At 65.4% G+C, this 25,150-nt stretch carries 22 protein-coding genes; 8 read left to right on the top strand and 14 right to left on the bottom strand.

Features of this window, described 5'->3' with window-relative positions:
- Positions 1-150, bottom strand: a 150-nt coding sequence (locus HY699_07380; GenBank protein ID MBI4515622.1) for a hypothetical protein, incomplete at its 3' end; no start/stop codon positions are given.
- A 496-nt stretch (positions 151-646) separates the two neighbouring features.
- On the opposite strand from HY699_07380, the gene HY699_07385 reads away from it, so the two are divergent.
- Both HY699_07385 and HY699_07390 read left to right on the top strand, forming a co-directional pair.
- Positions 647-1,867, top strand: coding sequence for a hypothetical protein (locus HY699_07385; GenBank protein MBI4515623.1), 1,221 nt, complete (start codon positions 647-649; stop codon positions 1,865-1,867).
- 359 nt (positions 1,868-2,226) lie between these two features.
- Positions 2,227-3,615, top strand: a complete 1,389-nt coding sequence (locus HY699_07390) for a hypothetical protein (GenBank protein MBI4515624.1) — start codon at positions 2,227-2,229, stop codon at positions 3,613-3,615.
- Between the two features lie 78 nt (positions 3,616-3,693).
- Here HY699_07390 and HY699_07395 read toward each other — a convergent pair whose 3' ends face one another.
- The 9 genes from HY699_07395 to alr all read right to left on the bottom strand — a co-directional run bounded on the left by HY699_07395 (position 3,694) and on the right by alr (position 12,994).
- Positions 3,694-4,812: a VWA domain-containing protein gene (locus HY699_07395; protein MBI4515625.1), complete on the bottom strand. Its 1,119-nt coding sequence runs from the start codon at positions 4,810-4,812 to the stop codon at positions 3,694-3,696.
- Complete coding sequence (locus HY699_07400; protein MBI4515626.1) at positions 4,809-5,678, bottom strand: MoxR family ATPase; 870 nt, start codon at positions 5,676-5,678, stop codon at positions 4,809-4,811. Before HY699_07400 ends, HY699_07395 begins: the two co-directional genes overlap by 4 nt.
- Positions 5,679-5,711: 33 nt before the next feature.
- Complete coding sequence (locus HY699_07405) at positions 5,712-6,077, bottom strand: hypothetical protein (protein MBI4515627.1); 366 nt, start codon at positions 6,075-6,077, stop codon at positions 5,712-5,714.
- 94 nt (positions 6,078-6,171) lie between these two features.
- On the bottom strand, positions 6,172-6,987 hold the full coding sequence (gene thyX / locus HY699_07410) for an FAD-dependent thymidylate synthase (protein MBI4515628.1): 816 nt from the start codon (positions 6,985-6,987) through the stop codon (positions 6,172-6,174).
- 4 nt (positions 6,988-6,991) lie between these two features.
- On the bottom strand, positions 6,992-8,323 hold the full coding sequence (locus HY699_07415; GenBank protein ID MBI4515629.1) for a DUF1015 domain-containing protein: 1,332 nt from the start codon (positions 8,321-8,323) through the stop codon (positions 6,992-6,994).
- Complete coding sequence (locus tag HY699_07420) at positions 8,323-8,943, bottom strand: threonylcarbamoyl-AMP synthase (protein MBI4515630.1); 621 nt, start codon at positions 8,941-8,943, stop codon at positions 8,323-8,325. The genes HY699_07415 and HY699_07420 overlap by 1 nt, the downstream gene beginning before the upstream one ends.
- Before the next feature lie 30 nt (positions 8,944-8,973).
- Positions 8,974-10,248: a phosphoribosylamine--glycine ligase gene (purD, locus tag HY699_07425; protein MBI4515631.1), complete on the bottom strand. Its 1,275-nt coding sequence runs from the start codon at positions 10,246-10,248 to the stop codon at positions 8,974-8,976.
- 66 nt (positions 10,249-10,314) lie between these two features.
- Positions 10,315-11,862: a bifunctional phosphoribosylaminoimidazolecarboxamide formyltransferase/IMP cyclohydrolase gene (purH, locus tag HY699_07430; GenBank protein ID MBI4515632.1), complete on the bottom strand. Its 1,548-nt coding sequence runs from the start codon at positions 11,860-11,862 to the stop codon at positions 10,315-10,317.
- On the bottom strand, positions 11,855-12,994 hold the full coding sequence (alr, locus tag HY699_07435; GenBank protein MBI4515633.1) for an alanine racemase: 1,140 nt from the start codon (positions 12,992-12,994) through the stop codon (positions 11,855-11,857). The genes purH and alr overlap by 8 nt, the downstream gene beginning before the upstream one ends.
- Positions 12,995-13,084: 90 nt before the next feature.
- On the opposite strand from alr, the gene thiS reads away from it, so the two are divergent.
- The 4 genes from thiS to HY699_07455 all read left to right on the top strand — a co-directional run bounded on the left by thiS (position 13,085) and on the right by HY699_07455 (position 15,031).
- Positions 13,085-13,285 (top strand): sulfur carrier protein ThiS, encoded by a 201-nt coding sequence (gene thiS, locus HY699_07440; GenBank protein MBI4515634.1) that lies wholly within the window; start codon positions 13,085-13,087, stop codon positions 13,283-13,285.
- Positions 13,285-14,067, top strand: coding sequence for a thiazole synthase (locus HY699_07445; GenBank protein MBI4515635.1), 783 nt, complete (start codon positions 13,285-13,287; stop codon positions 14,065-14,067). The genes thiS and HY699_07445 overlap by 1 nt, the downstream gene beginning before the upstream one ends.
- Positions 14,068-14,103: 36 nt before the next feature.
- Complete coding sequence (thiE, locus tag HY699_07450) at positions 14,104-14,730, top strand: thiamine phosphate synthase (protein MBI4515636.1); 627 nt, start codon at positions 14,104-14,106, stop codon at positions 14,728-14,730.
- A gap of 94 nt (positions 14,731-14,824) precedes the next feature.
- Positions 14,825-15,031, top strand: a complete 207-nt coding sequence (locus HY699_07455) for a ribbon-helix-helix protein, CopG family (protein MBI4515637.1) — start codon at positions 14,825-14,827, stop codon at positions 15,029-15,031.
- Positions 15,032-15,869: 838 nt separating this feature from the next.
- Here the strand turns inward: HY699_07455 and HY699_07460 are convergent.
- From HY699_07460 to HY699_07470, 3 genes are all read right to left on the bottom strand, one after another.
- Complete coding sequence (locus HY699_07460; protein MBI4515638.1) at positions 15,870-17,135, bottom strand: DUF1329 domain-containing protein; 1,266 nt, start codon at positions 17,133-17,135, stop codon at positions 15,870-15,872.
- 155 nt (positions 17,136-17,290) lie between these two features.
- On the bottom strand, positions 17,291-18,019 hold the full coding sequence (locus tag HY699_07465) for an OmpA family protein (protein MBI4515639.1): 729 nt from the start codon (positions 18,017-18,019) through the stop codon (positions 17,291-17,293).
- Between the two features lie 55 nt (positions 18,020-18,074).
- On the bottom strand, positions 18,075-21,155 hold the full coding sequence (locus HY699_07470) for a PAS domain S-box protein (GenBank protein MBI4515640.1): 3,081 nt from the start codon (positions 21,153-21,155) through the stop codon (positions 18,075-18,077).
- A 136-nt stretch (positions 21,156-21,291) separates the two neighbouring features.
- On the opposite strand from HY699_07470, the gene HY699_07475 reads away from it, so the two are divergent.
- Positions 21,292-22,509: a thiolase family protein gene (locus HY699_07475; GenBank protein ID MBI4515641.1), complete on the top strand. Its 1,218-nt coding sequence runs from the start codon at positions 21,292-21,294 to the stop codon at positions 22,507-22,509.
- A 258-nt stretch (positions 22,510-22,767) separates the two neighbouring features.
- Here the strand turns inward: HY699_07475 and HY699_07480 are convergent, their stop codons facing one another.
- Positions 22,768-23,991 carry a Fic family protein gene (locus tag HY699_07480; GenBank protein MBI4515642.1) on the bottom strand — a complete coding sequence of 408 codons (1,224 nt, stop codon included), beginning with the start codon at positions 23,989-23,991 and terminating at the stop codon, positions 22,768-22,770.
- A 988-nt stretch (positions 23,992-24,979) separates the two neighbouring features.
- Between HY699_07480 and HY699_07485 the strand changes: the two genes are divergently transcribed.
- Positions 24,980-25,150 (top strand): hypothetical protein (locus tag HY699_07485; protein ID MBI4515643.1); only part of this gene is annotated, 171 nt, incomplete at its 3' end.

Below are 25,150 nucleotides of genomic sequence, written 5' to 3' on the forward strand. Positions count from 1 at the left end.
GAGGGCGTCGATCTTGCGGACGCGGTTGTTGGCGGCGTCGGCGATGTACAGATTTCCCAGCGAATCCCGCGCCATACCCTTCGGATCGACGCGGGCCACGTCGGCGGTGAGTTCATCCCCGTTCGCGCCCCCGACGCTGGTGCTGATCACGCCGACTGTGCCTTCGGCGACAAAAGGCGATGCCGCGCCGAGAAGCGTTGCCAGAATGAAGAGGGAAAGGACAGTCTGAAGTCGGCACGCCCTATGCGCTGTTCCTTGAGCGTTGCGCCACGGCCACCCCATGCCCAAACCACAAACATCATTCATGCCATCGCGCCGGCTTAGCGCACTATTCCGCGCCGAAGCTGATCGCTCAGCGCGAGGTGTCACAATGTTGCCGATCCATGGCTGCGAGTGATTCTAGCCCCAGAGGTGGTCTCTGTCCATCAACGTTTTCAAAGTGTTGGCTTGGGTTAGCTTGGTCTTTTGGCTTGACGGAAGCGGGCTTGTGCGGTAGTAAAGCGGCGCTCTGTATCCACGGTGGAGCGTGTGGTCGGCATCGGATTGCTGACGAATAGGGAGGTGGCCAGTGTTACTTAGATCAGCGCAGTCAGACGGACCAGGCAACGTACACGGGCGTGGGGCGGTTGTGCGCGCAGCGGCGGTTGTGGGTGCGGGACTGAGCCTGCTGGTAGCGCAAGCGGGTTGGGCTCTGACGGTGGAGCACTGCCTCTCCAGCGACAACCATATTTACATCATCATAAAGACGGGCAGTGGCAACATCGGCACGCAGGTGACCAGCGTGGCGGTGACGGCCGGTAACGCCAACACTTGCACCGAGGCGCCCGCCAGCGGGGCCGTCTTGACCGCGCTGGCGGCGGGGCAAGGCGCGCTGCTACCCAACCGGATGCGCACGACCGTGTTGGATGGGTTTCTGAGCAACACGATCTCGTGTGCGGTTAACTTCAACGCTTCTGCCGGCGGCGGGAAGGGTGTTTTAACGTTGCCGGGCGGCACCCGCACGGTCAGCGCAGACCCGGGCTCGAGCACGGAGACGTTGGTATCGGTTGCGACCGCAGACGCCAACGTACCCGCGGCGGTGGACGTGGCCTCCGTGAGCCGCGCGATTTCGGGGTGCTCGGTGAGTGGAACCACGATGGTGTTCCCGTCGCCGGCCGGCGCAGTGGTTCAGTCCAACGTCACAACCGGTGAGGTGTCCGGACAGAATACGACGTTCGACGACACCGAGGGGACTCACGTTGGCAACATGGATCCGGGTGGGGTGGGCACCAAGCAAACCACGCCCGATGGTTTTCTCTTGCGCGGCAACTGCGGCTCCAATCCTGCCACCTGTAGCGTTATTGTGTTTGTGGCGACGCAGAACGGGGCGGCGAACTACGGCGCCTCTGCCACCGGCTTCACGGTAGATCCGAACTTGAACGTCACCAGCACCGAGCAGGCGGCGCAGAACGAGAACTTCAATACCCCGACCCCCACCATCACACCGACGGTGACGCCGACGAACACACCGACGAACACACCAACGATAACGCCGACGGCGACCCCGACGAACACGCCGACTGAAACGCCTACAGCGACGCCGACTCGAACACCAACCAACACTCCGACCCAGACGCCGACGTTTACGCCGACGAACACGCCGACGGAAACGCCGACCCGGACGCCCACCCGGACGCCCACGGAGACGCCTACAGCGACGCCGACGCGGACGCCGACGGCGACGCCAACCAACACCCCGCCGCCGACTCCAACGCGGCCGCCGGTGCCTGTTATCCCATCCCCAACGGGGCCTGCCGGGCTGGCCTTGATCGTCGGCTTGGGTGCGGCAATCGCGCTATCGTTGCGCCGCTTCGCCCGTCTGCGCTGAGCGGTCAGGCGTAGTCCGAATCACGGGGGCTCCATCGCAGGAGCCCCCTTTTTTTCTCTGCTCAGGCGATTTACGGCGCCTATTGGCGGTCGTCCGGACAGCGGGCGGATCGGAACTTTGGCTTGACAACACCGGCACTTGGCAGATATGAGCACAGCGGTGCTGCAGTCGGGCACCGGGTGTGGTTCGAGTGTACGGGATTTGTTGCGAGCGTTTGACGCTGTTTGAGGTCTGCGGAGATAGCGATGGCTGAAAGCTCCCGAGGGTCTACCGCGCGTACGGGGTGGTTGGTCGTGCTGGGTGCCGCAACGGCGCTCTGGTGGACGGGAATCGCATCCGCGCTGACGGTTGAGCGGTGCGTGTCCGACGACAACCACGTCTACGTGATCATAAAGACCGGCAGTGGAAACATCGGCACGCAGGTGACCAGCGTGGCGCTGACGGCCGGTAACGCCAACACTTGCACCGAGTCGCCCGCGACCGGCCAGGTCTTGACCGCGCTGGCGGCCGGGCAGGGTGCGTTGCTGCCCAACCGAGTGCGCACGACCGTGCTGGACGGGTTTCTGAGCAACACGATTTCGTGCGCCGGTAACTTCAACGCTTCGGCCGGCGGCGGGAAGGGTATCTTAACGTTGCCGGGCGGCACCCGCACCGTCAGCGCGGATGCGGTCTCGAGTACTGAGACGTTGGTCTCTGTAAGCACCGCAGACGCGGCCGTGCCCGCGGCGGTAGACCTGGCCTCCGTGAGCCGCGCGATTTCAGGGTGCTCGGTGAGTGGGACCGCGATGGTGTTCCCGTCGCCGGCCGGCGCGGTGGTTCAGTCCAATGTCATAACCGGTGAAGTGTCTGGACAGAATACGACGTTCGACGACACCGAGGGGACTCACGTTGGCAACATGGATCCGGGTGGGGTTGGTACCAAGCAGACAACTCCCGATGGTTTCCTCTTGCGCGGCAACTGTGGCTCCAACCCCGCCACCTGCCAGCTGATCGTATTTGTCGCCACACAAAACGGCGCGAGCAATTTTGGCGCTTCGGCTGCAGGTTTTACCGTGGACTCGAACCTAACGGTCACCAGCACCGAGCAAGCGGCGCAAAACGAAAACTTCAACACGCCAACGGCGACGCCGACGAATACCCCGACGATCACCCCTACCGTAACGCCGACGAACACCCCGACCAACACCCCGACCGAAACGCCCACTGCGACGCCGACAAACACGCCGACTGACACGCCGACGGCAACCCCGACCGATACCCCGACCAATACCCCGACGCAGACGCCGACGAACACCCCGACCAACACCCCGACTGAAACGCCAACGGCAACGCCGACCAACACCCCGACCAACACCCCAACCGAAACCCCGACCCGAACCCCGACCAATACCCCGACGGTGACGCCGACCTTCACCCCGACCAACACACCCACGGAAACCCCGACGCAGACGCCGACGCGGACCCCGACTAATACACCTACGGAAACCCCGACTCGGACCCCGACCAATACCCCGACCGAAACGCCGACGCAGACCCCGACCAGAACGCCGACCGATACACCGACGCAAACCCCGACGGTGACCCCAACGCCGACGCCCACCAACACACCGCGGCCGACGCCGACGCGGCCGCCGATCCCGGTGATCCCCTCACCTACCGCCCCGAGCGGCCTGCTGCTGATCAGCGTGCTGGGCGCGGCGATGGGTTGGGCGTTGCTGCGCAACGCGCGGCGCGCCGTGCGCCGCTAGTCGCAAGTTGACTCGTTAGACCAAAAGGGGGAGGGCACCGCCCTCCCCCTTTTTTCGTTCCGAGGGCAGGCTGCCTGTTTACCCCAACGCCGCGGACTTGATTGCAGTGACCAGCTCCCGCAGGTTGCTGGCGCCTAGCACTAGATCGCATTGCCGGGCATAGGTTGCGAGCACGCTGTCGCCGGTGTTCCAGCGCGTGGGTTGCTCCGGATTGAGCCACACCAACCGGCGAACTCGCGCGCGCATGCGGGCAAGAACATCCGCCCGCGGCGGGCGCCGGTTGTTGCGGGCATCGCCGAGTATCAGCACCAGGGTGTTGCGGGTAAAGCTTGCCTCCCAGCACTCCCACAGCTGGACGAGCACGCTACCGAAATCGGAGCCGGCAGCTAAGTCGAGTGCTTGATGCGGGATGACTTGCCCTCCTTCAAATGAGATCTCGACCGGGCAATCTACGTAGCCGAACAACCGTACGCGGCGAAAGAAGTGCTCGGCTGGGGTCAATAACGCCAGGAAGAAGTCGGCGGCGGTGGCAGTCGAATGGGACAGGTCGCAGAGGGCGACAAGGTCAACCTTGCCCGGCGCGCGCGTGCGAAACGCCGGCGCGACGGGCACTCCGCCGGTGCTCAGCGAGGCGCGAATGGTGCGGCGGAAATCGACCCGGCCGCGCGCTGCCCGCTGCAACCGGCGCCGCCAGTGCGCTCGCAGGCGCCGCGCTAGATCCGCAACTAGCTGCTCAGCCTCCTCGACGGTGCGCTGTTCCATTGCCTCGAATGGCGTCACCAGCAACTCGCGGCAGTGCGCCAGCCGCTGCGCCGCCACGGGCTGAGTCGAACGCTTCTCCTGCTTCTCCGGCTTAGTTTCCCGATCGCCTCGGCCGTGCGCCTGTGGCTCCTCTGCTTGTCGGCCGTTCGCCACCGGTGCACCATGCCCGCGGCCGATTCCTTCTCCCACAGGCTGCGGTCGCTCGCCCTTGCCGCGCCGGTGGCCCGGTGTAACGAAGAAGCGATCGAACAACGCGTCGAACGTCGGCCGGTCGGTCTCATCCTTAACCAAGGTCGCCGCCAGACCTGCCCGCAACGCCTCACGCTCAATGCCGGCCGTGCTCGCCGCCGCCATCGCGTCGAGACTTTCCGCCACGCTTGCGCGCACGCCGGCGGCGCGGAGTTGGTCGATGAATTCGAGCAGCCTGGCTTTCACGATCCCCGCAGCAGCTGGCTTGTCTTCCCCTCGACCTTGCGCAGATCCTCCTCGTGCTTGAGGATCAGATTAAGCGTCTTACGCACCTCGGCGGCATCGAGCTCCTTGACGCCGAGAGCGCGCAGAGCCCGGGCCCAATCCAGAGTTTCGGCGATGCTGGGGGCCTTGCGCAGATCGAGTTTGCGCAGGTTGTTGACGAAACGCGCTACCTGCTCGCGCAAGCGTTCGTCCAATTCGGGAACCTTGAGGCTGATGATCTCGCGTTCGATGTCGACGCCCGGAAAGCCGAGATACAAATACAGGCAGCGGCGCTTGAGCGCTTCGGACAATTCACGCGCGCGGTTCGAGGTCAGCACGACTGCCGGGCGCATCTGCGCGGTGATAGTCCCCAGCTCGGGTACCGAGACCTGGAAGTCGCTCAGCACCTCGAGCAGGAAGGCCTCGAACTCCTCATCGGCTTTGTCGATCTCGTCGACCAGCAGCACGATCTTGCGGGGTGAAGAGATGGCGCGCAGCAACGGCCGTTCGAGCAGATACTCGCGCGAGAAGATGTGCTGGGTGACTTCCTCCCACGGGTGCTCCTGCTCGCGATCCACTTGGATGCGCAGCAGCTGCTTTTGGTAATTCCACTCGTACAACGCCTTGGCCTCGTCCAGCCCCTCGTAACACTGCAAGCGGACCAGATCGGTGTGCAGGACCTCGGCCAGCACCTTGCCGATCTCGGTCTTGCCGGCGCCGGCGGGGCCTTCGATCAGCAGCGGCTTTTCCAGCACCAGCGCCAGGTACAGCGTGGTTTCGACGGCCGCGGTGGTGAGGTAGCGGGCGCGGCGCAATCCCTCGTGGACGATTTCGGGGCTGATCTGCACGGGGGGTGATGTTGGGGTATTCCGGCGCCGGCGTCAACGGCTGGCGCGTATCCGTGGGACCAGCCAGCGGTCGATGAAACGCGGGGAGCGGGAGGGGCGGGATTCGAGATCTTCGAGATAAGCCTGAACCGCCTCGAACAGCTCGTCCACGGCGATGCCTAAGTGTGCGGGTCGGAAGTCGTCCAAGGTCACCAAAGCCTGCCGCAGCAAGTTCAGAGTTCCGCGCCCGCCGCCACGATGGAAGTGCAGATGCATGGCGCCGGCGAGCAGCAGCAACGCCTTTGCCAGCGCCCGGTCGGGCTCGGCCAACGCCGGCAGCGCGGCCTCGAAGCTCATCTGGCTTTCAAGGTACTCGCCCTGGTTGTACAGCTTGATCGCGGTGCGCAGCTCAGGGGGCATGTCGCTCCAGTAACCAGCCGGCGATGATGGCGGTCAGCGAAACGCGGCGCAACCGAGGCGGTCCCCGCCGGCGCGCGCCAAGCGCCATCCCGGCTCACAGCTTCTCCTGCTTCTCGACGGCGGCGAACTCCTTCTCCGACAAGCCCCGCAGCGCTAGCTGCCCATGCGCCCGGTAGAGCTCGAACAGCGCCTCCTTGTGCGGCCGTACCCGCCCCAGCGGACACTTGGCCCAGTCCTCGTACGATTCATCGCAGTAGCCCATGCGCAGCTCGCCACACTTGGGCTGCAGGTGCTGCGCCAGTTCGGGCAGCACACCCTTTACCTCTAGTCGCATGAGCGCCACCATCTTGCGGATCTCCCACTGCGCACGCACGCACAGGCGCAAATCGGCGATGTGCAAGAGCTCGGCGAAGTTGACCATGATCTGGAAGTTGGTCGGGGCGGCGTTGGGCAAGATGAAGCGGGCATCCTCCGCCGGTATATCGGCCGCCAGTGCTTTGGCGTAGGTGGCCGAGACCTGCGCCGCCAGTTGCTCGAAGTCGCCGGCTAAGCCCGCGCGCTTCCACGACTCGGGCATGACGTATTCGAGCTTCTCCTCCTTGAAGCGGACGTAGCGCTGGCTCTGCTGCTCGAAGCTGATGCCGATGCGGTGGCGCACCAACTGATGCGAGAGCGAACGCGAGACGCCGGCGATGGCGAACCAGAAGACGACCTGCTCCAGCGGCGAAGCGTGCCCGGTCTTCAGCCGCTCAGCAATGAACTCGCGGATCTTGTCGCGGCTGATCCGGCCGCCGCGAATCTTCTCCCAGATCTCGACCGGGGTGTCCGACGAGTAGCAGGTGCGATAGGCGGCGTAGAGCTTCTCAAGCGGATCCGTGGCGACATCGATCAGCTTGACCTCCATGTGGATCTCCTCAGGCGGTGCGCGCGCAGGTGGCCTGGGGCACCAGTGCCGCTAGGTCCGTCGTCAAGGGGTGAAACACCAGCCCGCTGAGCAGCTTGGGATGAAAGTAAGTGGATTTCTGCGGCATGGTCTCGCCCGAGAGGCACACGGCTTGTACCTGCCCGAGATCCGGCGATCCTAGCAGGAAGACGACTTGCGTGTCGCCGCTATCTACGCTGGCCAGCGCCTGCTCGGTATTGTGGCTGTAACACAACTGGCCGGCACGGGCCGCGGTGTCGGCGTCGAGGTGCAAGATCTCGCGCAGGATCAGGCGATCGAGCACGCTGACATCGAGCCGTCGCACCACCGCCGGCAATTCCGGTGCGGCATCGTCGATGACCGCGTTGCTCAGCGGACTGATCAGCTGCACGCTGGCGGCGCTCCGTATGATCACGCCCAGCTGCGGCAGCTCATCGCGGGCAGTCAGCGCCGCCGTCAGTTGCGCCCGGCCGGTGGCCGAATTCGGGGAGTTGCGCACGCGGAAGCTGCGCGTCAGCGCGGCGCTGAAATCCGTATCGCTGAAACGCGGCAGGCTGCGCACCAGGCGATGTGTGGGCAGTACCAGCAAGCCCGGGTCGGCCATGCTGCAGAGATAGATCATGATGAAGTTCGCCGGGTCATCCGGCGTCAAGGCGCCGCGTGCTTGCAGCTGATCGCGGTACTCCAGCGCGGTCTCGTAACGATGGTGGCCGTCGGCGATGAAGATGGTCTCGGCGGCGAGCGCCGCGGTGATGGTGTTGACCTGCGCGCGCTCCGCCAGCGGCCACAGGCGGTGGCGGACGCCGAACTCGTCGCTCAAGTCCACGTGTGGCGCGCCGGCGGTAGCCGCACGGCAAGTGTGCTCCACCGGCTCCAGCCGGCTGGCGTAAAGCCCGAAGATCGGGCTCAGGTTGGCGCGGCAGGCTTCGAGCAAGCGCAAGCGGTCTTGCTTCGGGCCCGAGAGCGTGCGCTCGTGCGGCCGGATGCGTCCGCTGCTGAACGGCTCCAGCCGCACCGTGCCGATGATGCCGGTACGTTCGTAGTGCCGATCACCATGGGTGAAATTCTGCACATACAACCACAGGCTGGCGTCGGTGTCCTGGCGCAACCGGCCAGTGCTGATCCAGTCGTGCAAGCAGCGCGCGGCGGCGGCGTAGCGGTCGGCCTCGCGGTTCAAGATCAGGCGCACCACGTTGTGTGGGCTGCGGGCGTAGAGCACGTCGCGTTGCTCGTCATCGATCACGTCGTAGGGCGGGGCCACGACATCGGCCAGCCGCACCCGCGTAGGGTCGTAGCGCAGGGTACGAAACGGTCGCAAGTCCATCACGCGGCCTCCGCCAATGCCGCGCGCAGGGCGGCATCGGTGATGGCGCCGGCGCGCAGCACGCGCACTTCCGCGGTGGTAACCTCGACCACCGTCGAGGCTACGCCACCGCTCAGAGTTCCGCCGTCGAGGTAAACCGCGACGCGATCGCCGAAATAACCCCGGGCCTGAGCGATCGTGGCCGGTGGTGTCGCCCCGGCCGGATTGGCGCTCGGTGTGGTCAGCGGCCGACCCAGCCCGCGCACCAGCGCGGTGGCGGTCGGGTGGCTCGAGATGCGCACACCGATCGTGCCGGTAACCCCCGTCAGCAACGGTGATACGCTGTGCCTGGCGGTTACAACTAGAGTCAACGGCCCCGGCCAAAAGCGGGCGATCAGCCGCTCTGCCAGCGGTGTCACCCGCGCGGCGAGCTGGTCGAGCATGCTGCGGTCGCTAACCAATACCGCAATGGGTTTACCTTCGGCGCGGACCTTGAGGGCGAGCAACTTGCTCACGGCCGCCGCACTGGTGGCATCGACACCCAGCCCGTAGAGGGTCTCGGTGGGATAGACGATCGGCTCGGCGCGGCGCAACGCCGCCAGTGCCGCCTCAAGCGCGCAGTGGTCTTGCGAGTCGTGCATTCTTCTCGTCCGCTTGGCGCGCCGGCTGAGTCAGGGCCGCTCCCAGGCACGCCGGCCGATGTCCCGGCGATAATACATGCCGTCCCACTCGATCTGGCTGACGGCGCGGTACGCTTCCGCGACTGCCGCGGCAACATCGGCACCAAGCGCAGTGACGCCGAGCACGCGGCCGCCGTTGGTGACGACGGCGCGGTCGCGTGTCGCCGTACCGGCATGAAAGACTACTCCATCGCGCCAGCTCTGTAAGTCAGCGAGTCCGTGAATCGGCCGCCCCTTGGGATAATTTCCCGGGTAGCCGCCGGCGGCGAGTACGACACACGCGGAGGCGCGCGCATCCCACTCCACTCTGACCTCGGCCAGCCGCTCTTCCACCACTGCCTCCATGAGCGACACCAGATCACTTCTGAGGCGTACCAGCAATGCCTGGCACTCGGGATCACCGAAGCGCGCGTTGAACTCCAGCACCTTGGCGACGCCGTCACGAATCATCAGCCCGGCGTACAACACCCCTTTGTAGACGATGCCGCGCTGGCGCAGGCCGTCCACCACCGGGGCCATGATGTCGCGTAGGATGCGCGCGTGCAGCGCGGCGGTAACCACCGGCGCGGGCGAGTACGCGCCCATGCCGCCGGTGTTGGGACCGGTGTCGCCGTCGCCGATGCGCTTGTGATCCTGTGACGACGCCAGCGGTAGGACGGTGCGGCCATCGGTGACGGCCATGAACGACGCCTCTTCGCCTTCGAGAAACTCCTCGATCACCACCCGCTCGCCGGCAGCGCCGAAGATCTTGCCGCGCATGATTTCATCAATCGCGGCCTCTGCTTCCGGCAGCGTCGCGCAGATCACGACCCCCTTGCCGGCGGCCAGCCCGTCAGCCTTGACCACGACCGGCGCGCCCACTTCGCGAACGTAGCGGAGCGCCTGGTCCGGATCGGTGAAGGTGCCGAAGAAACCAGTCGGGACTTGGCACTGGCGAAGCAGCTCCTTGGTGAAGGCCTTGCTGCCCTCGAGTTGGGCGGCGGCCTTGCTAGGCCCGAATATCCGCAGGTGGTGGCGCGCGAACTCGTCGACGATGCCCATTGTCAGCGGCAGCTCGGGGCCGGGCACGGTCAGGTCGATCTGTTGCTCGCGGGCGAAGCGGAGCAATCCGGGAATGTCGTCGGCTGCCAGCGCCACCAGCTCGGCGAGTTCGGCGATGCCGGCGTTGCCCGGTGCGCAATAGATGTTGCCGACGCGCGGCGATTGGCGCAGCTTCCACACCAGCGCGTGCTCGCGCCCGCCGCTGCCGATGACCAAAATCTTCATGACTCGCGAAGCTCTCTTATCCGGGCCGGCCGCCGTCCGAACGGTACTGGTACATGGTGGGGCCCATCAGTGCTTGAAGTGGCGCACGCCGGTGAACACCATCGCCAGCTCGTAGCGATCGGCGGCGGCGATCACCTCGGCATCGCGGGCGCTGCCGCCGGGCTGGATGAGGGCGGTGGCGCCGGCGCGGGCGGCTTCCTCGGGCCCGTCGGGAAACGGAAAGAACGCTTCACTGGCTGCCACTGAGCCCTTGAGATCAATACCCAGGCGCTGGGCCCGCGCCACCGCCAGACGCACCGGGTCGACACGCGAGGTCTGTCCACCGCCGACGGCGAGCGTGCGGTCTTCGGTGCAGAACACGACGGCGTTCGATTTGATGTGCTTGACGATCGGCAGGCCGAACGCCATCGCCCGCAGTTCCGCCGCCGTGGGTGAGCGTTTGGTGACCACCTGCGCCTTGGCCGGGTCCTCCATCGCCAGATCCGGCTCCTGCACCAGCAGGCCGCCGAACACCCGCTTGAAGTCACGCTCGGTGCGGTCGATCCGTTCGGGATGCCAAATCATCAGCCGGCGGTTCTTCTTCTTGCGTAGAAGTTCCAGCGCTTCGGGGGCGAACCCCGGGGCGATCAAGACCTCGCTGAAGATCTCATCGACGACCTGGGCCAACGCCGGGCTCCAGTGCCGGTTGGTGATGATGATGCCGCCGAAGGGCGAGTCGGGGTCGGTGATGTAGGCCTTGTTGTATGCCTCGGCATCGGTGGCAGCGGTGGCAACACCGCACGGGGTGTTATGTTTGAGAATGGCCACCACTGGCCGGGGCGCGTTGAGGTACTCCAGCATCAGCTGCATGGCGGCATTGATGTCGACGATGTTGTTGAAGGATAGCTCCTTGCCATGCAGTTGCTCGGTGATGTGCAGGAAGTCGCCGTACAACGCCCCTTGCTGATGCGGGTTCTCGCCGTAGCGCAGCTCCTGGGCTTTGTGGAGCTGAAGGTGCAGGGTCTCGCCGAAGGGGGTGTCGGTAGAGAGCCTGCCGAGGTAGTCGCTGATGGCGCCATCATAGCGGGCGGTAGTTTGAAAGGCCTTCTTGGCCAGGCGTGAGTTGCTGGTCACCGACACCACGCCAGCGTTGGCACGTAGTTCGTCCAGCACTGCACCGTAGTCGGCCGGATCGACGATGACCGTGACGTGATGGTGGTTCTTGGCCGCCGAGCGCAACATCGAGGGGCCGCCGATGTCGATGTTTTCGACGGCGTCTTCCAAAGTACAGCCCGGCTGAGCGACGGTGGCCTCGAACGGGTAGAGATTGACCACCACCATATCGATCGGCTGGATGCCGTGCGCCGCCATCTGCTGGCGGTGGCTGTCGAGATCACGCCGGCCGAGTAAGCCGCCGTGGATCTTCGGATGCAGCGTCTTGACCCGGCCGTCGAGGATCTCCGGCGACCCGGTGTAGTCGCCGACCGCTACCACCGGGATGCCGGCATCGCTGAGCGCCTTGGCGGTGCCGCCGGTGGAAAGTATCTCGATGCCGAGCTGGTGCAGGCCGCGCACGAAGTCGATCAGGCCGGTCTTGTCACTGACGCTTACCAGAGCCCGTGTGATTTTAGCCATTCGTCCCTCCACTGTCGTCATCTCGCAGAACCCGCGGCACCCGTTTGCCCAGCCGGGTCATTACCTCGTAGGTGATCGAACTCTGCCATGCCGCGACTTCCGCGACGGTGATTTCGTCCTCACCCTGCCGGCCCCACAACACCACTTCGTCGCCTCGGGCAACGTCGGGGATGTCGCTGACATCGACCAGCGTCAGGTCCATGCACACCGCTCCGACCACGGGCGCGCGCCGGCCGCGCACGAGCACCTGTGCCCGGTTCGAGAGCCGGCGGTCGTAGCCGTCGGCATAGCCGACGGGGATGGTAGCGATCCGGCTCGGGCGGCGCGTGACAAAGGTCTGGCCGTAGCTCAGCGGCCGTTCGGCCGGCACCGCTTTCAGCTGGACGATTCGCGTGACCACGCGCATCGCCGGTGCCAGCGGCAGCGAGCAGTTCGCCACCGGCGCAATGCCGTAGAGCGCCAGGCCGGGGCGAATCAGCGAGAAGTGAGTCGCCGGCCAGGTCAGCGCCGCCGCGCTGTTGGCGAGATGGAGGAAGCGCGGCCGCAGGCCCAGGCTGCGCGCGGTGGCGACGGCGCGCTCGAAGAGCTGCAACTGGTAAGCAGCGAACTCCTGGTTGCCGAGATCGGCGTTGGCAAAGTGCGAGAAGATGCCCTCGACCGAAAGCTCCGGCACTCCTTGCACCACCTGTAACAGCGCCGGCAGCTCTTCCGGCGTGACTCCGAGGCGGCCCATGCCGGTGTCGATTTTCACGTGCACGCTGAGTCGCCGGCCGCGCAGCAGCGGGCGCATCTGCTGCGCCATCGCTGCATCCAGCAATGCCACGCTCAGTCGGTAGTCGAGCAAAGCCTCGATCTGCGTCGGCTCGGCGCCGGTGAGGACCACGATCGGCTTGGTCACGCCGGCACCACGCAGCTCAACTGCTTCCTCGACGGTGGCCGCGCCGAAAGCGTCCACCCCGGCGCGCTCGAACAGCGGCGCTACCAGGGTTGCCCCGTGCCCGTAGGCGTCGGCCTTCACGACCGCGAGCAGGCCAACACCGGGGGCGAGGCCGCTACGGACGGCGGCCAGATTGCTGCGCAAGGCGGCCCCATCGATTTGCGCAATGGTGGGGCGGCCGGCGCTGAATGGCATGGGAAAACCGCTAGGAAGATGCGGATGTGCGCCGCTTACCAAACGCCCCCTAGGTTGTAAAGGTCGATTGAAGCGTCTATCGTTTCGGCTGTGCGCGTGATGTTGAACGGAGAGCTGCGCGAGCTTAGCGCGCCGATCACGGTCGCCGATTTGGTGACGCATTTGGGTCTCAGCCCGCGCCGCATCGCGGTGGAAGTGAATCGTGACGTTATCCCCCGCGAGCAGTACCCCACGCGCGCATTGCACGAGGGCGACACGATCGAGATCGTACACTTCATCGGTGGAGGATGATGGTAGCAATGGCAGATGAGTTCCAACTCGCGGGCCGCTCGTACGGCTCGCGCCTGATTGTCGGTACGGGCAAGTACCGGGATTTTGCCCAGACCCGAGCGGCGCTGGCGGCCTCGGGTGCGGAGATCGTAACCGTGGCGGTGCGGCGGGTGAACATTACCGACCCGAGCAAGGAGAACTTGCTCGATTACGTCGATCCCAAACGTTACACGATCCTGCCGAACACTGCCGGCTGCTACACCGCGGAGGAGGCGATTCGGACGGCGCGCTTGGCCCGCGAGGCCGGCATCGGCAATCTGGTGAAACTGGAAGTCATCGGCGACCAGCGAACGCTGTTTCCCGATGTGCCGGAGACGATCCGTGCGGCCGAGACCCTGGTGCGCGAGGGCTTCGCCGTGCTGCCGTACATCAACGATGATCCGATCGCGGCGAAACGCCTGGAGGACATCGGCTGTGCCGCGGTGATGCCTCTGGCCGCTCCGATCGGATCGGGCCTGGGTATCCGCAATCCGTACAACATCCGCATCATCCTGGAACAGCGCCGTGTGCCGGTGATTGTAGATGCGGGCGTGGGCACGGCTTCCGATGCCGCGGTGGCGATGGAGTTGGGCTGCGACGCAGTGCTGATGAACTCGGCCATCGCCGGCGCCAGGGATCCGATCTTGATGGCCGAAGCGATGCGGCTGGCGGTGGCAGCCGGCCGCAAGGCATTTCTGGCCGGACGCATCGCGCGTAAGTTGTACGCGACGGCATCGAGCCCGCTGACCGAACTGATCGAGTAGGCGGTTGCCGGCGCAGGCCCGAGTCAGAAACCGCAAGTGTCGGCTCCTCGCTTGTATCTAATCACCGATCGCCATCAGACGGGCGGCCGGCCATTGCTCGAGGTGGTGGCGGCCGCGCTGCGGGGCGGCGTGGATGCGGTGCAGCTGCGGGAGAAGGACCTGAACGCGCGCGAGCTGCTGGCGTTGGCGCGCTCGCTGCTGCCGTTGTGCCGGCAACACGGGGCGCGGCTGCTGATCAACGATCGCATTGACGTGGCCCTGGCGGCAGAAGCGGACGGGGTTCATCTACCGGCGTCGTCGTTTGCCGGTGCCGATGCCCGCCGGCTGCTGCGACGCCGGTTGCTCGGCGTCTCCGCGCACACCATCGCTGAGGTGGCCGAGGCCGCCGGCGCGGGCGCGGATTTCGTGGTCTTGGGTCCGATCTACACGACACCCTCGAAGGCGTCGTATGGGCCGCCGTTAGGGCTAGCCATCTTGGCCGAGGCAGTCCGGCGGGTGCCCATCCCGGTGCTCGCCTTGGGTGGCATCACCCGTGAGCATGTCAGTGCGGTGTGCGGGCAGGGAGCGGCCGGCATCGCCGTTATCCGCGCCATTTGTGCTGCCCCCGAGCCGACGGCAGCGGCTGCTGAGTTACGGGCGGAGTTACTGCGGGCCTTGCAATAGGCACCAGAAGAACGGTAAAAAGCTTGAAGCCATCCGTAACTAGGGGGCAATACCTTTTCGCGTGGTAGCGGTTGTGCCACGAGGGAGAAATGTCATGCGCGGTAATTTAATGCTGGGTGATCTTCTGGAGCGGGAGCCTGTCCCCGAGCGCTTGCTCAGTGTTCGGCTACCGCTCGACCTGCTGGCTCGACTCGATAGCCTCGCCCGAAAGTTGCATTCCCGCAAAGGCGAGATCGTGGTGGCGATGTTGAACGAGGGATTGCGGCGATTCGAAGCCAGCGGCCGGCTCGGACGCGGTTGAGCCCGGCAGTGAATCCGCGGCCGTGATTCGTTCGGCCGTGATTGCTTGCACCTAACGCATCCCTACCAGCAAGCAGCCGGCTCCACAGCCGGCATCTTAATCGAGCGCGTCCTGCGCTGCGATAACATCGATTGTGTGAGACCCCTCGAATCCGACCAGGCCAGCGGCGGTTAGTCACCGTCCGATTCGCCGCGGGCAACGCTGGGCCTGATTGCGGTTGATTGTGTTGAGGAAGAGGGGGAGCCGTAGCCGCCGTGCTCGTCTGCGGCTCCCCGCGATTCAGTTGGCAAGGGCTGCGCCCCTTGCTGACTTCTTCTTGGAGCATGGTGCGTGCCAGCCTGGTCCGGCCGTGCGCTGATCGCGGGCACGGCGAGCGCGGGTGCTTCTAGGCTAGGGTGCCCCGTCACAGAGCTGTCGTTGTCGGGGGCTTGGAGCCAAATTGCCACTACGGTCCGATTTGCATCGTGGTCTTCGGGATCGAGCCACGCCGTGGCCGCACAGTTGACCGGTGCCGTGGATTGCTATCGTCGTTCGATCGAAGGTCTGAGATTGGCTTCTTGAGAGGGTGCGGAGGCATCGCCCCCGTACAGGGCGATGCCTCCGGAGGCGAGGAGGCAACGGGTGGGGGGCCCGTCACCATTCGCCACAGCAGAACCTATGCCAGGGATCGGCTGCGATGCAACCGCCCCAATTCGGCGGCTACGGCCAGCGGTGGCTTGTCGTCGGATTGGCGATTGCGCTTACAACGATGAGGAAGTGCCGGAGGCCTCGCGTCCATAAGGAAGCGGGGGTCAGAGTCTGGCCCCCGTTGGTCCACCGGCGCGCGCCTCTCGTTGGATCAGTGGCCGGACTCGATCAGATGCGCGATGGTGAAGAACTCCTCGGTCAGCCCGCTCTTGTCGCCTTGGTTGAAGTACCAGCCCTCTTCTCCGGGGAACTTGTTACTCGGCAGTGCCGCGCGGGTGGCGTGGCTCAGCTGCATATCGACCATGGTGATGCTGGGCTGGAAAGGCATCTCGTCCGCATACTCGGCGCCGTACGATCCGGTTGCGCGCTTTTTGAAGCTCCACTGGTTCACCCACACTTTCCATAAGTTGCCGGTACGATCATAGATGTCGCTAAACGCGATGAGGTAGGTTTCCTGATCGATGAACAGCACGCGCTTGCCGTAAGCGTACTGCGGCAACTTGGAGACGCCCTCGACTACCCACACCTTGCGCTTCTCCCAAGTGTCGCAAAAGATGAAGTCGCCCCCGCCCTCACAGTACTTCACCGGGAAGTTCTCGGAGTGATACGAGCCCAGCACTTCTTTCTCGCCCAGGTACTTCCAGTCGAACCAGGGAATCTGGCCGGCATAGCCACCGTAGCTGTCCACGTCCGTATCCTGGCCGAAGAGCGCATCGGAGCGCTGCGCGCTCGACAAACGGCGCACCCGGCGCAGCGTGGGTAAGTACAGCCAGGTGTCGTCCTGACGGTCCGCATTGAGGTAGCGAATGCTGGTTGAACCGACGCCTTTGAGGTCGAACGGCTCGAGAATCGGGTGCAGCGAACTCTTGCCCCGCACCTGGTCTGGGTTCGGCCGGGTAGGCTTCGGGTCGACGATCAGGCGGCCGTTGTAAAGCAACAGACGCAGGTGGTCGAGCAGGAAGTGGCGTTCGACCTGCATCGGCCCGTCGCCGACCGGGCCGGTATCGGCGTCGAAATTGCGCAGGTCCTCGTCGTCGGTCACGTAGGGCTTGTACTCGTAGTTCCACATGATCTTGAGCGCGAGCTGCGGATCATTGGCATCGAGCTTAGGGAAGGGCAGCCCGGCAACGTGGCCTTCCAGGGAACGGCCATCGGCCGCCAGCTTCACCTGGCTGGAGTACTTCTCGGTGGCCTCGCGGAACTCGCGGTTCCATTCGATCTTCTTGTAGGGCACGATCTTCATCTGCATGCCGTGGCGCACGCACCACTCAAGGCCCGGCGAGATCAACTCCTTCACCTTGTCGACGTTATCTTTAGTGACCACGTCGCCGGGGGCGACGTCGGCTCGGCTGCTGCCGGCGAGCAGAAAGGCCACGGTAAACGCGTGCAGCGCCAGCTGCCTCAAACGAATATACATGGAAACCTCCAACGTCGCGGGCGCACCCCGCTGCACGCCCCGCAGAAGTGCCGCACCATACTTTTGCGCTGGCGCCAAGTCAACGCCGCCGCGGCCGCCGCTGGGGCCAACCGCGCTCTGCTCTAGCCCAACCGACAGGCTCGAGGCGCCAACGGCTACTGTTCGACCCGTAGCTCCACCCGCCGGTTCTGCGCCCGGCCCGCTTCACTCTCGTTGTCGGCAACCGGGCGGGACTTGCCCTGGCCAACGACGCTGAGACGTTCGGGCGGAATGCCACCGTTCACCAGGTAGCGGTAGACGGCCTCAGCACGGCGCACCGAGAGCGCCTCGTTATACTCGTCGCTGCCGACGCCATCGGTGTGGCCCTCGACCACCACCCGCACGTCCCGGTTGGCCCGCAAAGTGTCGCTGGCCTCGTCCAGAACCGGTCGCGATTCGTCGCGAATCTCGCTCTTGTTGAAATCGAAGGTGACCCCACGCAGCACGATCCGGCGCCTGACTACCGGTGGTCCGGGTGGCGGCGCCTCGACTGCGGGTGGTGGCGGTGGCGGCGGCGGCGGCACTTCCTGCTGCGCCGGGTCGAGGAATACGTGCCCAGCTAGCCCGCACAAAATCGCCCCGGCCGCGGCACCAACCAGCGCTCCCTTCCAGTGTTCGGGGTCATCCTCAGCACGCAGGGTGGTGCCTTGGTTGTCGGTGTACGTCGAGTGACCCGGACGAAGCTCTTGGATGTAGGCCCCGGTGCCGCCACCGACGAGGGCGCAAATCGCTGCCGGGATGTAGGTCCCCTTGCCAATAGGCTTGTTCCAGGACGGCCGCTGCAAGCTGCTACAGCCGGCTTGCAATGCCGCGAGCAGAATCAATACCCAGAAATGCCGTCGCATCAAATCCTCCGCCCCTTGCGGGAGCACCGGTTGTAGTCTTCGAGCCACATAGGCGTCAAGCAAATTGTGCCCGCGGTTGCCCGCCCAGCGAAGATCGCTCCTCGGCCCGGTAGGGCAGGGTGACCCGGAAGGTCGATCCGACACCGACTTCACTGTCTACGTCCACCCGGCCGCCGAGCAAGGCCGTCAAGCGCCGGACGATGTACAGCCCGAGCCCGACGCCGCCGTGGGCGCGGCTGTCACTGGCATCAACCTGCCGGAACATGTCGAAGATCAGCGGCATGGCATCGGCCGGAATACCGCGGCCGGTGTCCGAAACGCAGATCTCGATGCCGCCGGCAATCTCATGGGCCGAGACGCTCACCTGCCCGTGCTCGGTGAACTTGACGGCGTTGTCCACCAGGTTGCGGATGATGAGCTTGAGTTTGCCGCGATCGGTGTGCAGCCGCGGCTGGCAGTCGACCTCAGCCCAGCAAACGCGCGGGCCGCCGGTCCGTAGCCGCGGCGTGATCTCAGCTTCCAGCTCGGCGAACAGTTCGCCCAGCGCGAACTCGTCGCGCGCCACGCTGACCTCGCCCCGCTCCAGGCGGCTGAGGTCGAGGGTGGCGTTGATCAGCTCGAGCAACTGGCGTGACTGCTGCGAGACGCGATCGAGCATATCGAGCTGGCCGGCGCTAACCGGGCCGAACTGCGCGTCGCGCAAGAGGTCAACGTAGCCCATGATCACATTGAGGGGCGAGCGCAACTCGTGCGACATGGTGGCGACGAAGTCCGACTTCAGCCGGTTGGCGGCTTGGAGCGCGTCGAACAGCCGCGCGTTTTCGAGCGCGGTCGCGGCGTGATACGCAATCGCTTCGGCCAGTCGCAGCTGCTCGGTCGAGAACGCTTGGTCGCGCCGGCGCCCGAAGGCGAGCACGGCGAGCAGTGACTGCTCGCGCCACAACGGGACGCTGAGCACGTACGCCAGCCCAGCGCGCTCCATCAGCGAGGTGGCCAGCGGGCTCGGCGGTGTGGCGGCGCTGAATTGCAGTGTCTGTTGCGCGAAGCTCGCCAGCGCCAGCGGGTCGAAATCCAAGCCGTCCAACCCGGCGCGGTATTCGTCGGAGACGCCATGAATATGGGCCACCCGGAAGTTGCCCGAATCCGGCCGGGCGGTGAAGATGGCCGCGACCTCGCACTCCAGCATGCGCGCGGCCGCCTCGGCCAACACCGGGCGCAAGTTCGGATCACCCAAGCGGGCGTGCAGCTCTTGGGCGAACCCCAAGACCGCCGCGGTGGCGCGGGCCTCGGCGCGCTCGCTGTCTCGCAGCCGAGCATTCTCGATGGCCAGCGCCGCCTGGTTGGCGAAGATCTGTCCCCACTCGGTCGATTGCTCGCTGAACCGCTCCGGGTTGTCGCGATCGATCAACACCAACGCCCCCAGCGGCTCACCGTCTGTGAGGAGCGGGATCGACAAACAGGCCTGGGCGCCCAAGCGTGCCATCGGGTGGTCTCGCCACTGCGACTCGCCCAGACGATTGACGTATACCGGGCGCCGCTCGCGTAGAGCCTGGGTCGTAATGGCGAAGGGCCCGGAGAAGAGAAAACGCCGCCCGAGCACGGGGTGGGCCATCGGCCCGCTGGCCCCACGCCCGACCAAGTAATCGCCCTCGCGAAACCACAGGTAGACGGCGCTTACCGCGAACAACTCGCGGCCGACCCGGGTGATGAGCGCGAACTGCTCGTCGAGTTCGTGCGGACCGTAGAGCGTCGGCGCCACTGCCGTTAGCGCCCGCTGGAAGGCGACCATCTGCTGCGTCTGCGCCTGCAACCGCTCCCGTTCGGTGACGTCGCGGCCGATGCTCTGGAACACCGGGGATTGCCCCGGCCGGCGAATCACTCGAGACTCCACCTCGATGGCGCGCCGGCGGCCGTCGGCCGTGACGATTGTAATGATATGGGGCTGCTGGCCCGGCTGGCCGGCGAGCAACTCCTCGCGCAAGCGCATCACCGCCGGCATGCTTTCGGGCGCAACCACTTGCCCCAAGTGCATCTGCCGCTGCAAGTCGCCGGCGCCATACCCGGTCAGCGCCAGCGCCGCCGGGTTGGCGTCGGTGAAATGACCCTGCGCGTCGGTCTCGATGATGATGTCGATCGAACTCTCGAACAACTCACGATAGCTGGTCTCGGACGCCCGCACCGCCGCCGCCAGCCGCTCGGCCTCGCGCTGCTGTCGCACCTCGCCGGTGACGTCGATGATCACGCCGAGAACCGCGGGCCGCCCTTGGTAGCGCATCCGGGTCATGCTGAGGCGCCCGTACACCAGCTCACCGTCGCGGCGGCAGGCGCGCACCAGCGAGCTGAACGACGTTCGAGTGCCGGCGAGCAAGTCCGCCAGCGCCGGCCGGAGTTGGCTCTCGTCCTCGGGGTGGTAGAGCCCCGCGGTCGAATGGCCGATCAGTTCAGCGCGGCTGTAGCGTAGCATGCGAGCGTAAGCGTCGTTGAGGAAGCGCATGGCCGCGTCTTGGTAAACGAAGACCCCGGCGATCGTGCCCTCGGTCAACGAGCGGTACTTCTCTTCCGACTCCGCCAGTGCCTCCTCACGTTGGTAGAACGCCCGGCGGTGCCCGTCCAAGACCGCGGCCCCAACGATGGACAACAGCGCCGCCACCACCGGTGCGACTGACTCGTCAGCACTAATGCTCGAGTTGGTGCTGGCCAGGGCCACCGGGTAGGCGACAACCGCGTACGCGGCGGCGGCGGCTTGCCAGCCGGGTGACCAGGGCAACACGATGGCCATGCCGGTCAGTGTCATCGCCAGGGCCAGCCCCAGCCCCGCGGCGTCAGTGGAGGGCTGGCTCAATTCCGCCGTGGCCACCGTGGTGTAGGCCACCGCCACCACCAGAAGCACGGGCTCGGCCCAGCGCGCCAGCGCGCGCCACCGCAGCAGCCACGCGCCCACCAGCGGTAAGATGACCTCGAGGAGAAAGAACGGCCCCACCTGGGCGAGACGCTCGGGCTTCACCGCCACCGCCAGCGCGTTGTAGAACGCCACCAACGCGGCCGCCGCCAGCAACGCCCCGGGGGCGCGCTCGACCAAGTGCTGGTGGCGCTGTTCGTCGAAGGAAGCGAGGCCCGCGGTCGTGGAACCTGACATGCAACGCCCAAGGCCCTATTCCTATACGGTGCTTCGCCCGCGGCAGCAACGAAAAAGCGCTGGAGTGAGAGGGCGACTATGCCGAAGCCGTTCGATCCGCTAAACCCGTAGCCACGTTAGCCGGAGGAGAACCACCATGCGTCTGAACGCGATCGTAGCCGGGGTCGGCATGACCCGCTTCATGAAGTATCCGGACAAGGGCCTGAAGGAGCTGGGAACGGCTGCGGCGCAAGCGGCGGTTGCCGATGCCGGGCTGAGCTTCTCCGACCTCGAGGCGGTATACGCCGGCAACTGCGCCGCCGGCCTGGTCACCGGCCAGGAGTCGGTGCGTGGCCAAGTGATCTTGAACACCATCGGTGTCGGCAAGATCCCCATCATCAACGTCGAGAACGCCTGCGCCAGTGCCTCGACCGCCTTGTTCCAGGCCAGCGCGATGGTCTCGGCGGGGCTTTACGACATTGTGCTGGCGCTCGGTGTCGAGAAGCTCACGCATCCGGATAAGCTGAAGAGCTTTGCCGCCTTTGCCGGGGCGATGGATGTCGACGAGCTGAATGAGATGATCGAGTCGCTGATGAAGGGCGCCGCGGAGGGCGGCGGGGGCGCGGGGCAGAATCGCTCGATGTTCATGGACGTGTACGCCATGGCCGCGCGCGCCCACATGGAGCGCTACGGCACCACCAAGCGGCAGTTCGCGGCGGTGGCGGCGAAGAATTCTTTTCACGGCAGCCTCAACCCCAACGCCCAGTTCCGTGAGGCGCTGACGATCGAGGAGGTGCTGAACGATCGGCTGATCGTCGAGCCGCTGACCCGCTCGATGTGTTCGCCGATCGGCGACGGCGCGGCGGCCGCGGTGGTGGTGAGCGAGCGCAAAGCCAAACAGCTCGGTATTAGCAAGCCGGTGCGGGTTAAGACGATGGTGATGCACTCGGGCTGGAATCACGCCGAGAACGAGCCCGACACGGTCGAACTCTGCGCCCGCGAAGCCTACGAAGAGGCGGGTGTCGCTCCCGGCGAGCTGAGCGTGATCGAAGTGCACGACGCCTCGGCGCCGGCCGAGATCATCGCTTACGAGCAGCTCGGGCTGTGTCCCAAAGGCGATGGTGGCAAGCTGGTGGAGTCGGGCGCCACCAAGCTGGGCGGGCGCCAGCCGGTCAATACCTCCGGCGGCTTGCTGCGCAAAGGCCATCCCGTTGGTGCAACCGGCCTCGCGCAGATCGTCGAGCTGACGCTGCAACTGCAAGGGCGCGCCGGCCAGCGCCAGGTCGACGGCGCCCGCATCGGCTTGGCCCAAAACGGCGGCGGCAAGAAGGGCAACGACGCCGCCGCCATGCTGGTGACGATTCTGCAAGCCTAGTTTCCCGCCCCAGCGCTTACGGCGGGCGGCGCCAGCCTGGAGACGGCGTGCTCTCACGCCGGGTGCGCGACAAATTTGTGGGTAGCGTGGTTCATTCGTGGGTAACGTGGTTCGGTGTTATGGCCGTCACCTCACAGCTGGCAACGCGGGTGTGGCAGCATAAGAGCAATTACGGCCATGGGCTGAAAGTTCAATTTCAAAGTCGAAAGTGGCTCGCAATATTCTTCGCGCAGCGCGACGACTTTCGGGAGTAGTAGCTCAGGAGGACAAGAAGCCGTACACCTTGCCCTTCGGCATGTCCCGCACGCGGCGGAAGAACTCCGTTTCCGTAATCTGCGTCGGCCAATCGAGGTTGATCGAGAGGAGAAATCCGGCTCTGTCCTCCAGGCGTTTCGCGTTCATCGCTTGAAGCCCGATGAGGTAGTTGAGGTCTCGGATCAGAGCCTTGTGCGGGTTCTTCACGGTGTAGAAGTGTCGCGTCCGCGGCACGAGGTCGGCAAGCGTGATCTCCTCTGCGTCGAGCAGCAGGTTCAGCAGCTGCACGTGACGAGAGGACATGACGCGCTTGCGTGGCGAACGCAGGCGGCCGAATAGATCAGTGACCGTATTGCGATACAGGGCCTTGGCCACGTGAAGGCGAATCTCGGAGAAGAGGCGACGACACTGACTCTCGATCCCTCTGAGCGCAAACTTGAGAAACGGGGTCAAATCATGCCCCGCGGCCCTGGTTTCGTTCAAGGCGTTGAGGTACCCGACCTTGTGCTCGTAGTAGAAGTTGGACATCGCGATGAAGAGCGTGTCGCGCAACCCCACGCGCTGCAACATCAGCGCCTCTAGGGCACGGGCGGTGCGGCCGTTTCCATCCAGGAATGGGTGCATGGCGGCAACATGGTAATGAAGTGCCAGCGCTTGAATGAGAGGATCGTGGTCGCGAAACGTCGAGCGGACCGCGTCAACGAGGTTCCGGAAGGCCGAGACGCATTCGTCCCCACCCTCTGCGCCACGATGGCGCGGTGCTCCGAAGATCACATTGTGGTCCCGACCGCGGAGCTGTCCCGGCGGGCAGTGGTCGTCATCGCAGCCGGTAACGAGCTGGCGGTGCACCTCGCAGATGAGCGCCGCAGCCACCGGTCGGTCCGCTGGCAACCCCGCAATCCAGCGATAGGTTGCCACCGCGGCGGCCGCTTGTTTCTGCGAGCGAGTCTCGAGTTGTTCGGGGGTCTCGCGCATCGCCGCGTCCAGTTCTTTGTCGGTGAACTCGGCGCCTTCGATCCGTGACGTGCCCGCCACCTCGCGTTTGAGCTGCACGCGCTGAAGTTCGTCGGCCCAACTCCGCTGATACGGGATCTGGGTAAGTGCCAGCATCGCGGCTTTCGCATCCGTCAGCTCAGGCAGAACGGCCAGACGATCGTATGCGATCCAATGCTGCGGCGTTTCGTACCGGATGACCATGGACTCCAGTAAAGCACGGCTCGTTTCCAAGTCAAAGCCGCTCCTTTGCATCCGTAATATCCTATAAAGACTAAGGTTTTCGTTAGACCATGGCAACCGATTGCCGGCTCAGAGACTCATTCGTTTCCCGTCGGTTTCCCTGAATTCCGATCCAAACTAGAGCGTGCCGCGGAAGGCGTGGTGCGGCACTGAGGCAAAGCGGGCGTGACGGTAGCAGCGAACTGCCCTCGCCGGCGTGATCCTGCGACAAGAAATCGCGGTAGCGAATGTCCGGATTCTCGACGCCGTGCAGCAGCATGTTCATGCTGCCGGGATAGGGTCATGCAGGCGCCGGCGCAGCTCCCCCTTGAGGGTGACGAGCTTTGCCTGCACACGCTTGCGCATCGTTTGGCGCAGCACCGTGAACCCGCCCTTTCTGGTCTTCCCGCTGCTGTGCGTGAAGCCGACGATCTGTCCGCGGTCCGGTCTGTCCCCGGCCCATAGGGGTTTTCCCTATAAGGGTTTTCCCTAGGTTGACATGCTGCTCAGGGGTGGGGTACCAATGTCCCACTATGCGTGAGCGTGCGTCGAATCGGCTGCTGAGCGCGAACAGGCTTGGCTTGGCCCGCATTTTTCACGCACGCACGCACGCATATCCTAACCGCACTGGAAGGGTGCCGGCCTCTCGGCGCCCGGGCCGCGTGGCGCGGCCGGCAAGGGGCACGACAGTCCGTAGGGCAGGCTGTGCCTGCCGGGCGCGCTGCGCGCGCCGGAACGCGCTCGGAGATCGCGTTCCACCGAGATGCAACACCGCCCGCAAACACGCAATCTGCGCGCTTCGGCAAGACTTTCGAGGATAGTAGAGCAGGACGTGTCCCCCCCCAAAGGGCGCGTGTGACGATGCGATTGGAGGGCGCCGGTCTCTCGGGGCCGGAGGTGGGGCGGCGTGGGTAACGGCAACCACGAAGGCCATCCGGCTGCGGGCAGGATGCAACGTGCCCATCCGGGGTGGTCTTCTTGAAAGAAGAAGGGAGGAGCTATGAGCATCTACACCAGTGCGAGGATCATTGCCGCCGCGGTGTTGCTGGGCAGCGGGGTCGCGGGCGCGGTACCGCCGCCGCCGGAGACCAGCCTCAACACCTGCCAGAGCACGGTGCGCACCGCGGCGAAGACGTATCTGACGAACTACGTCAACGCCGCCGGCACCTGC

The organism is Deltaproteobacteria bacterium (assembly GCA_016210005.1).
GTDB lineage: Bacteria > Desulfobacterota > Binatia > HRBIN30 > JACQVA1 > JACQVA1.

Coding starts and splice junctions, on each gene's coding strand:
- HY699_07465 (MBI4515639.1), bottom strand. CDS start 18,019: ATGCGACGGCATTTCTGGGTATTGATTCTGCTCGCGGCATTGCAAGCC.
- alr (MBI4515633.1), bottom strand. CDS start 12,994: ATGCCATTCAGCGCCGGCCGCCCCACCATTGCGCAAATCGATGGGGCC.
- purH (MBI4515632.1), bottom strand. CDS start 11,862: ATGGCTAAAATCACACGGGCTCTGGTAAGCGTCAGTGACAAGACCGGC.
- HY699_07460 (MBI4515638.1), bottom strand. CDS start 17,135: ATGTATATTCGTTTGAGGCAGCTGGCGCTGCACGCGTTTACCGTGGCC.
- HY699_07445 (MBI4515635.1), top strand. CDS start 13,285: ATGGTAGCAATGGCAGATGAGTTCCAACTCGCGGGCCGCTCGTACGGC.
- HY699_07405 (MBI4515627.1), bottom strand. CDS start 6,077: ATGCCCCCTGAGCTGCGCACCGCGATCAAGCTGTACAACCAGGGCGAG.
- HY699_07415 (MBI4515629.1), bottom strand. CDS start 8,323: ATGGACTTGCGACCGTTTCGTACCCTGCGCTACGACCCTACGCGGGTG.
- HY699_07470 (MBI4515640.1), bottom strand. CDS start 21,155: ATGTCAGGTTCCACGACCGCGGGCCTCGCTTCCTTCGACGAACAGCGC.
- HY699_07475 (MBI4515641.1), top strand. CDS start 21,292: ATGCGTCTGAACGCGATCGTAGCCGGGGTCGGCATGACCCGCTTCATG.
- HY699_07455 (MBI4515637.1), top strand. CDS start 14,825: ATGCGCGGTAATTTAATGCTGGGTGATCTTCTGGAGCGGGAGCCTGTC.
- purD (MBI4515631.1), bottom strand. CDS start 10,248: ATGAAGATTTTGGTCATCGGCAGCGGCGGGCGCGAGCACGCGCTGGTG.
- HY699_07420 (MBI4515630.1), bottom strand. CDS start 8,943: ATGCACGACTCGCAAGACCACTGCGCGCTTGAGGCGGCACTGGCGGCG.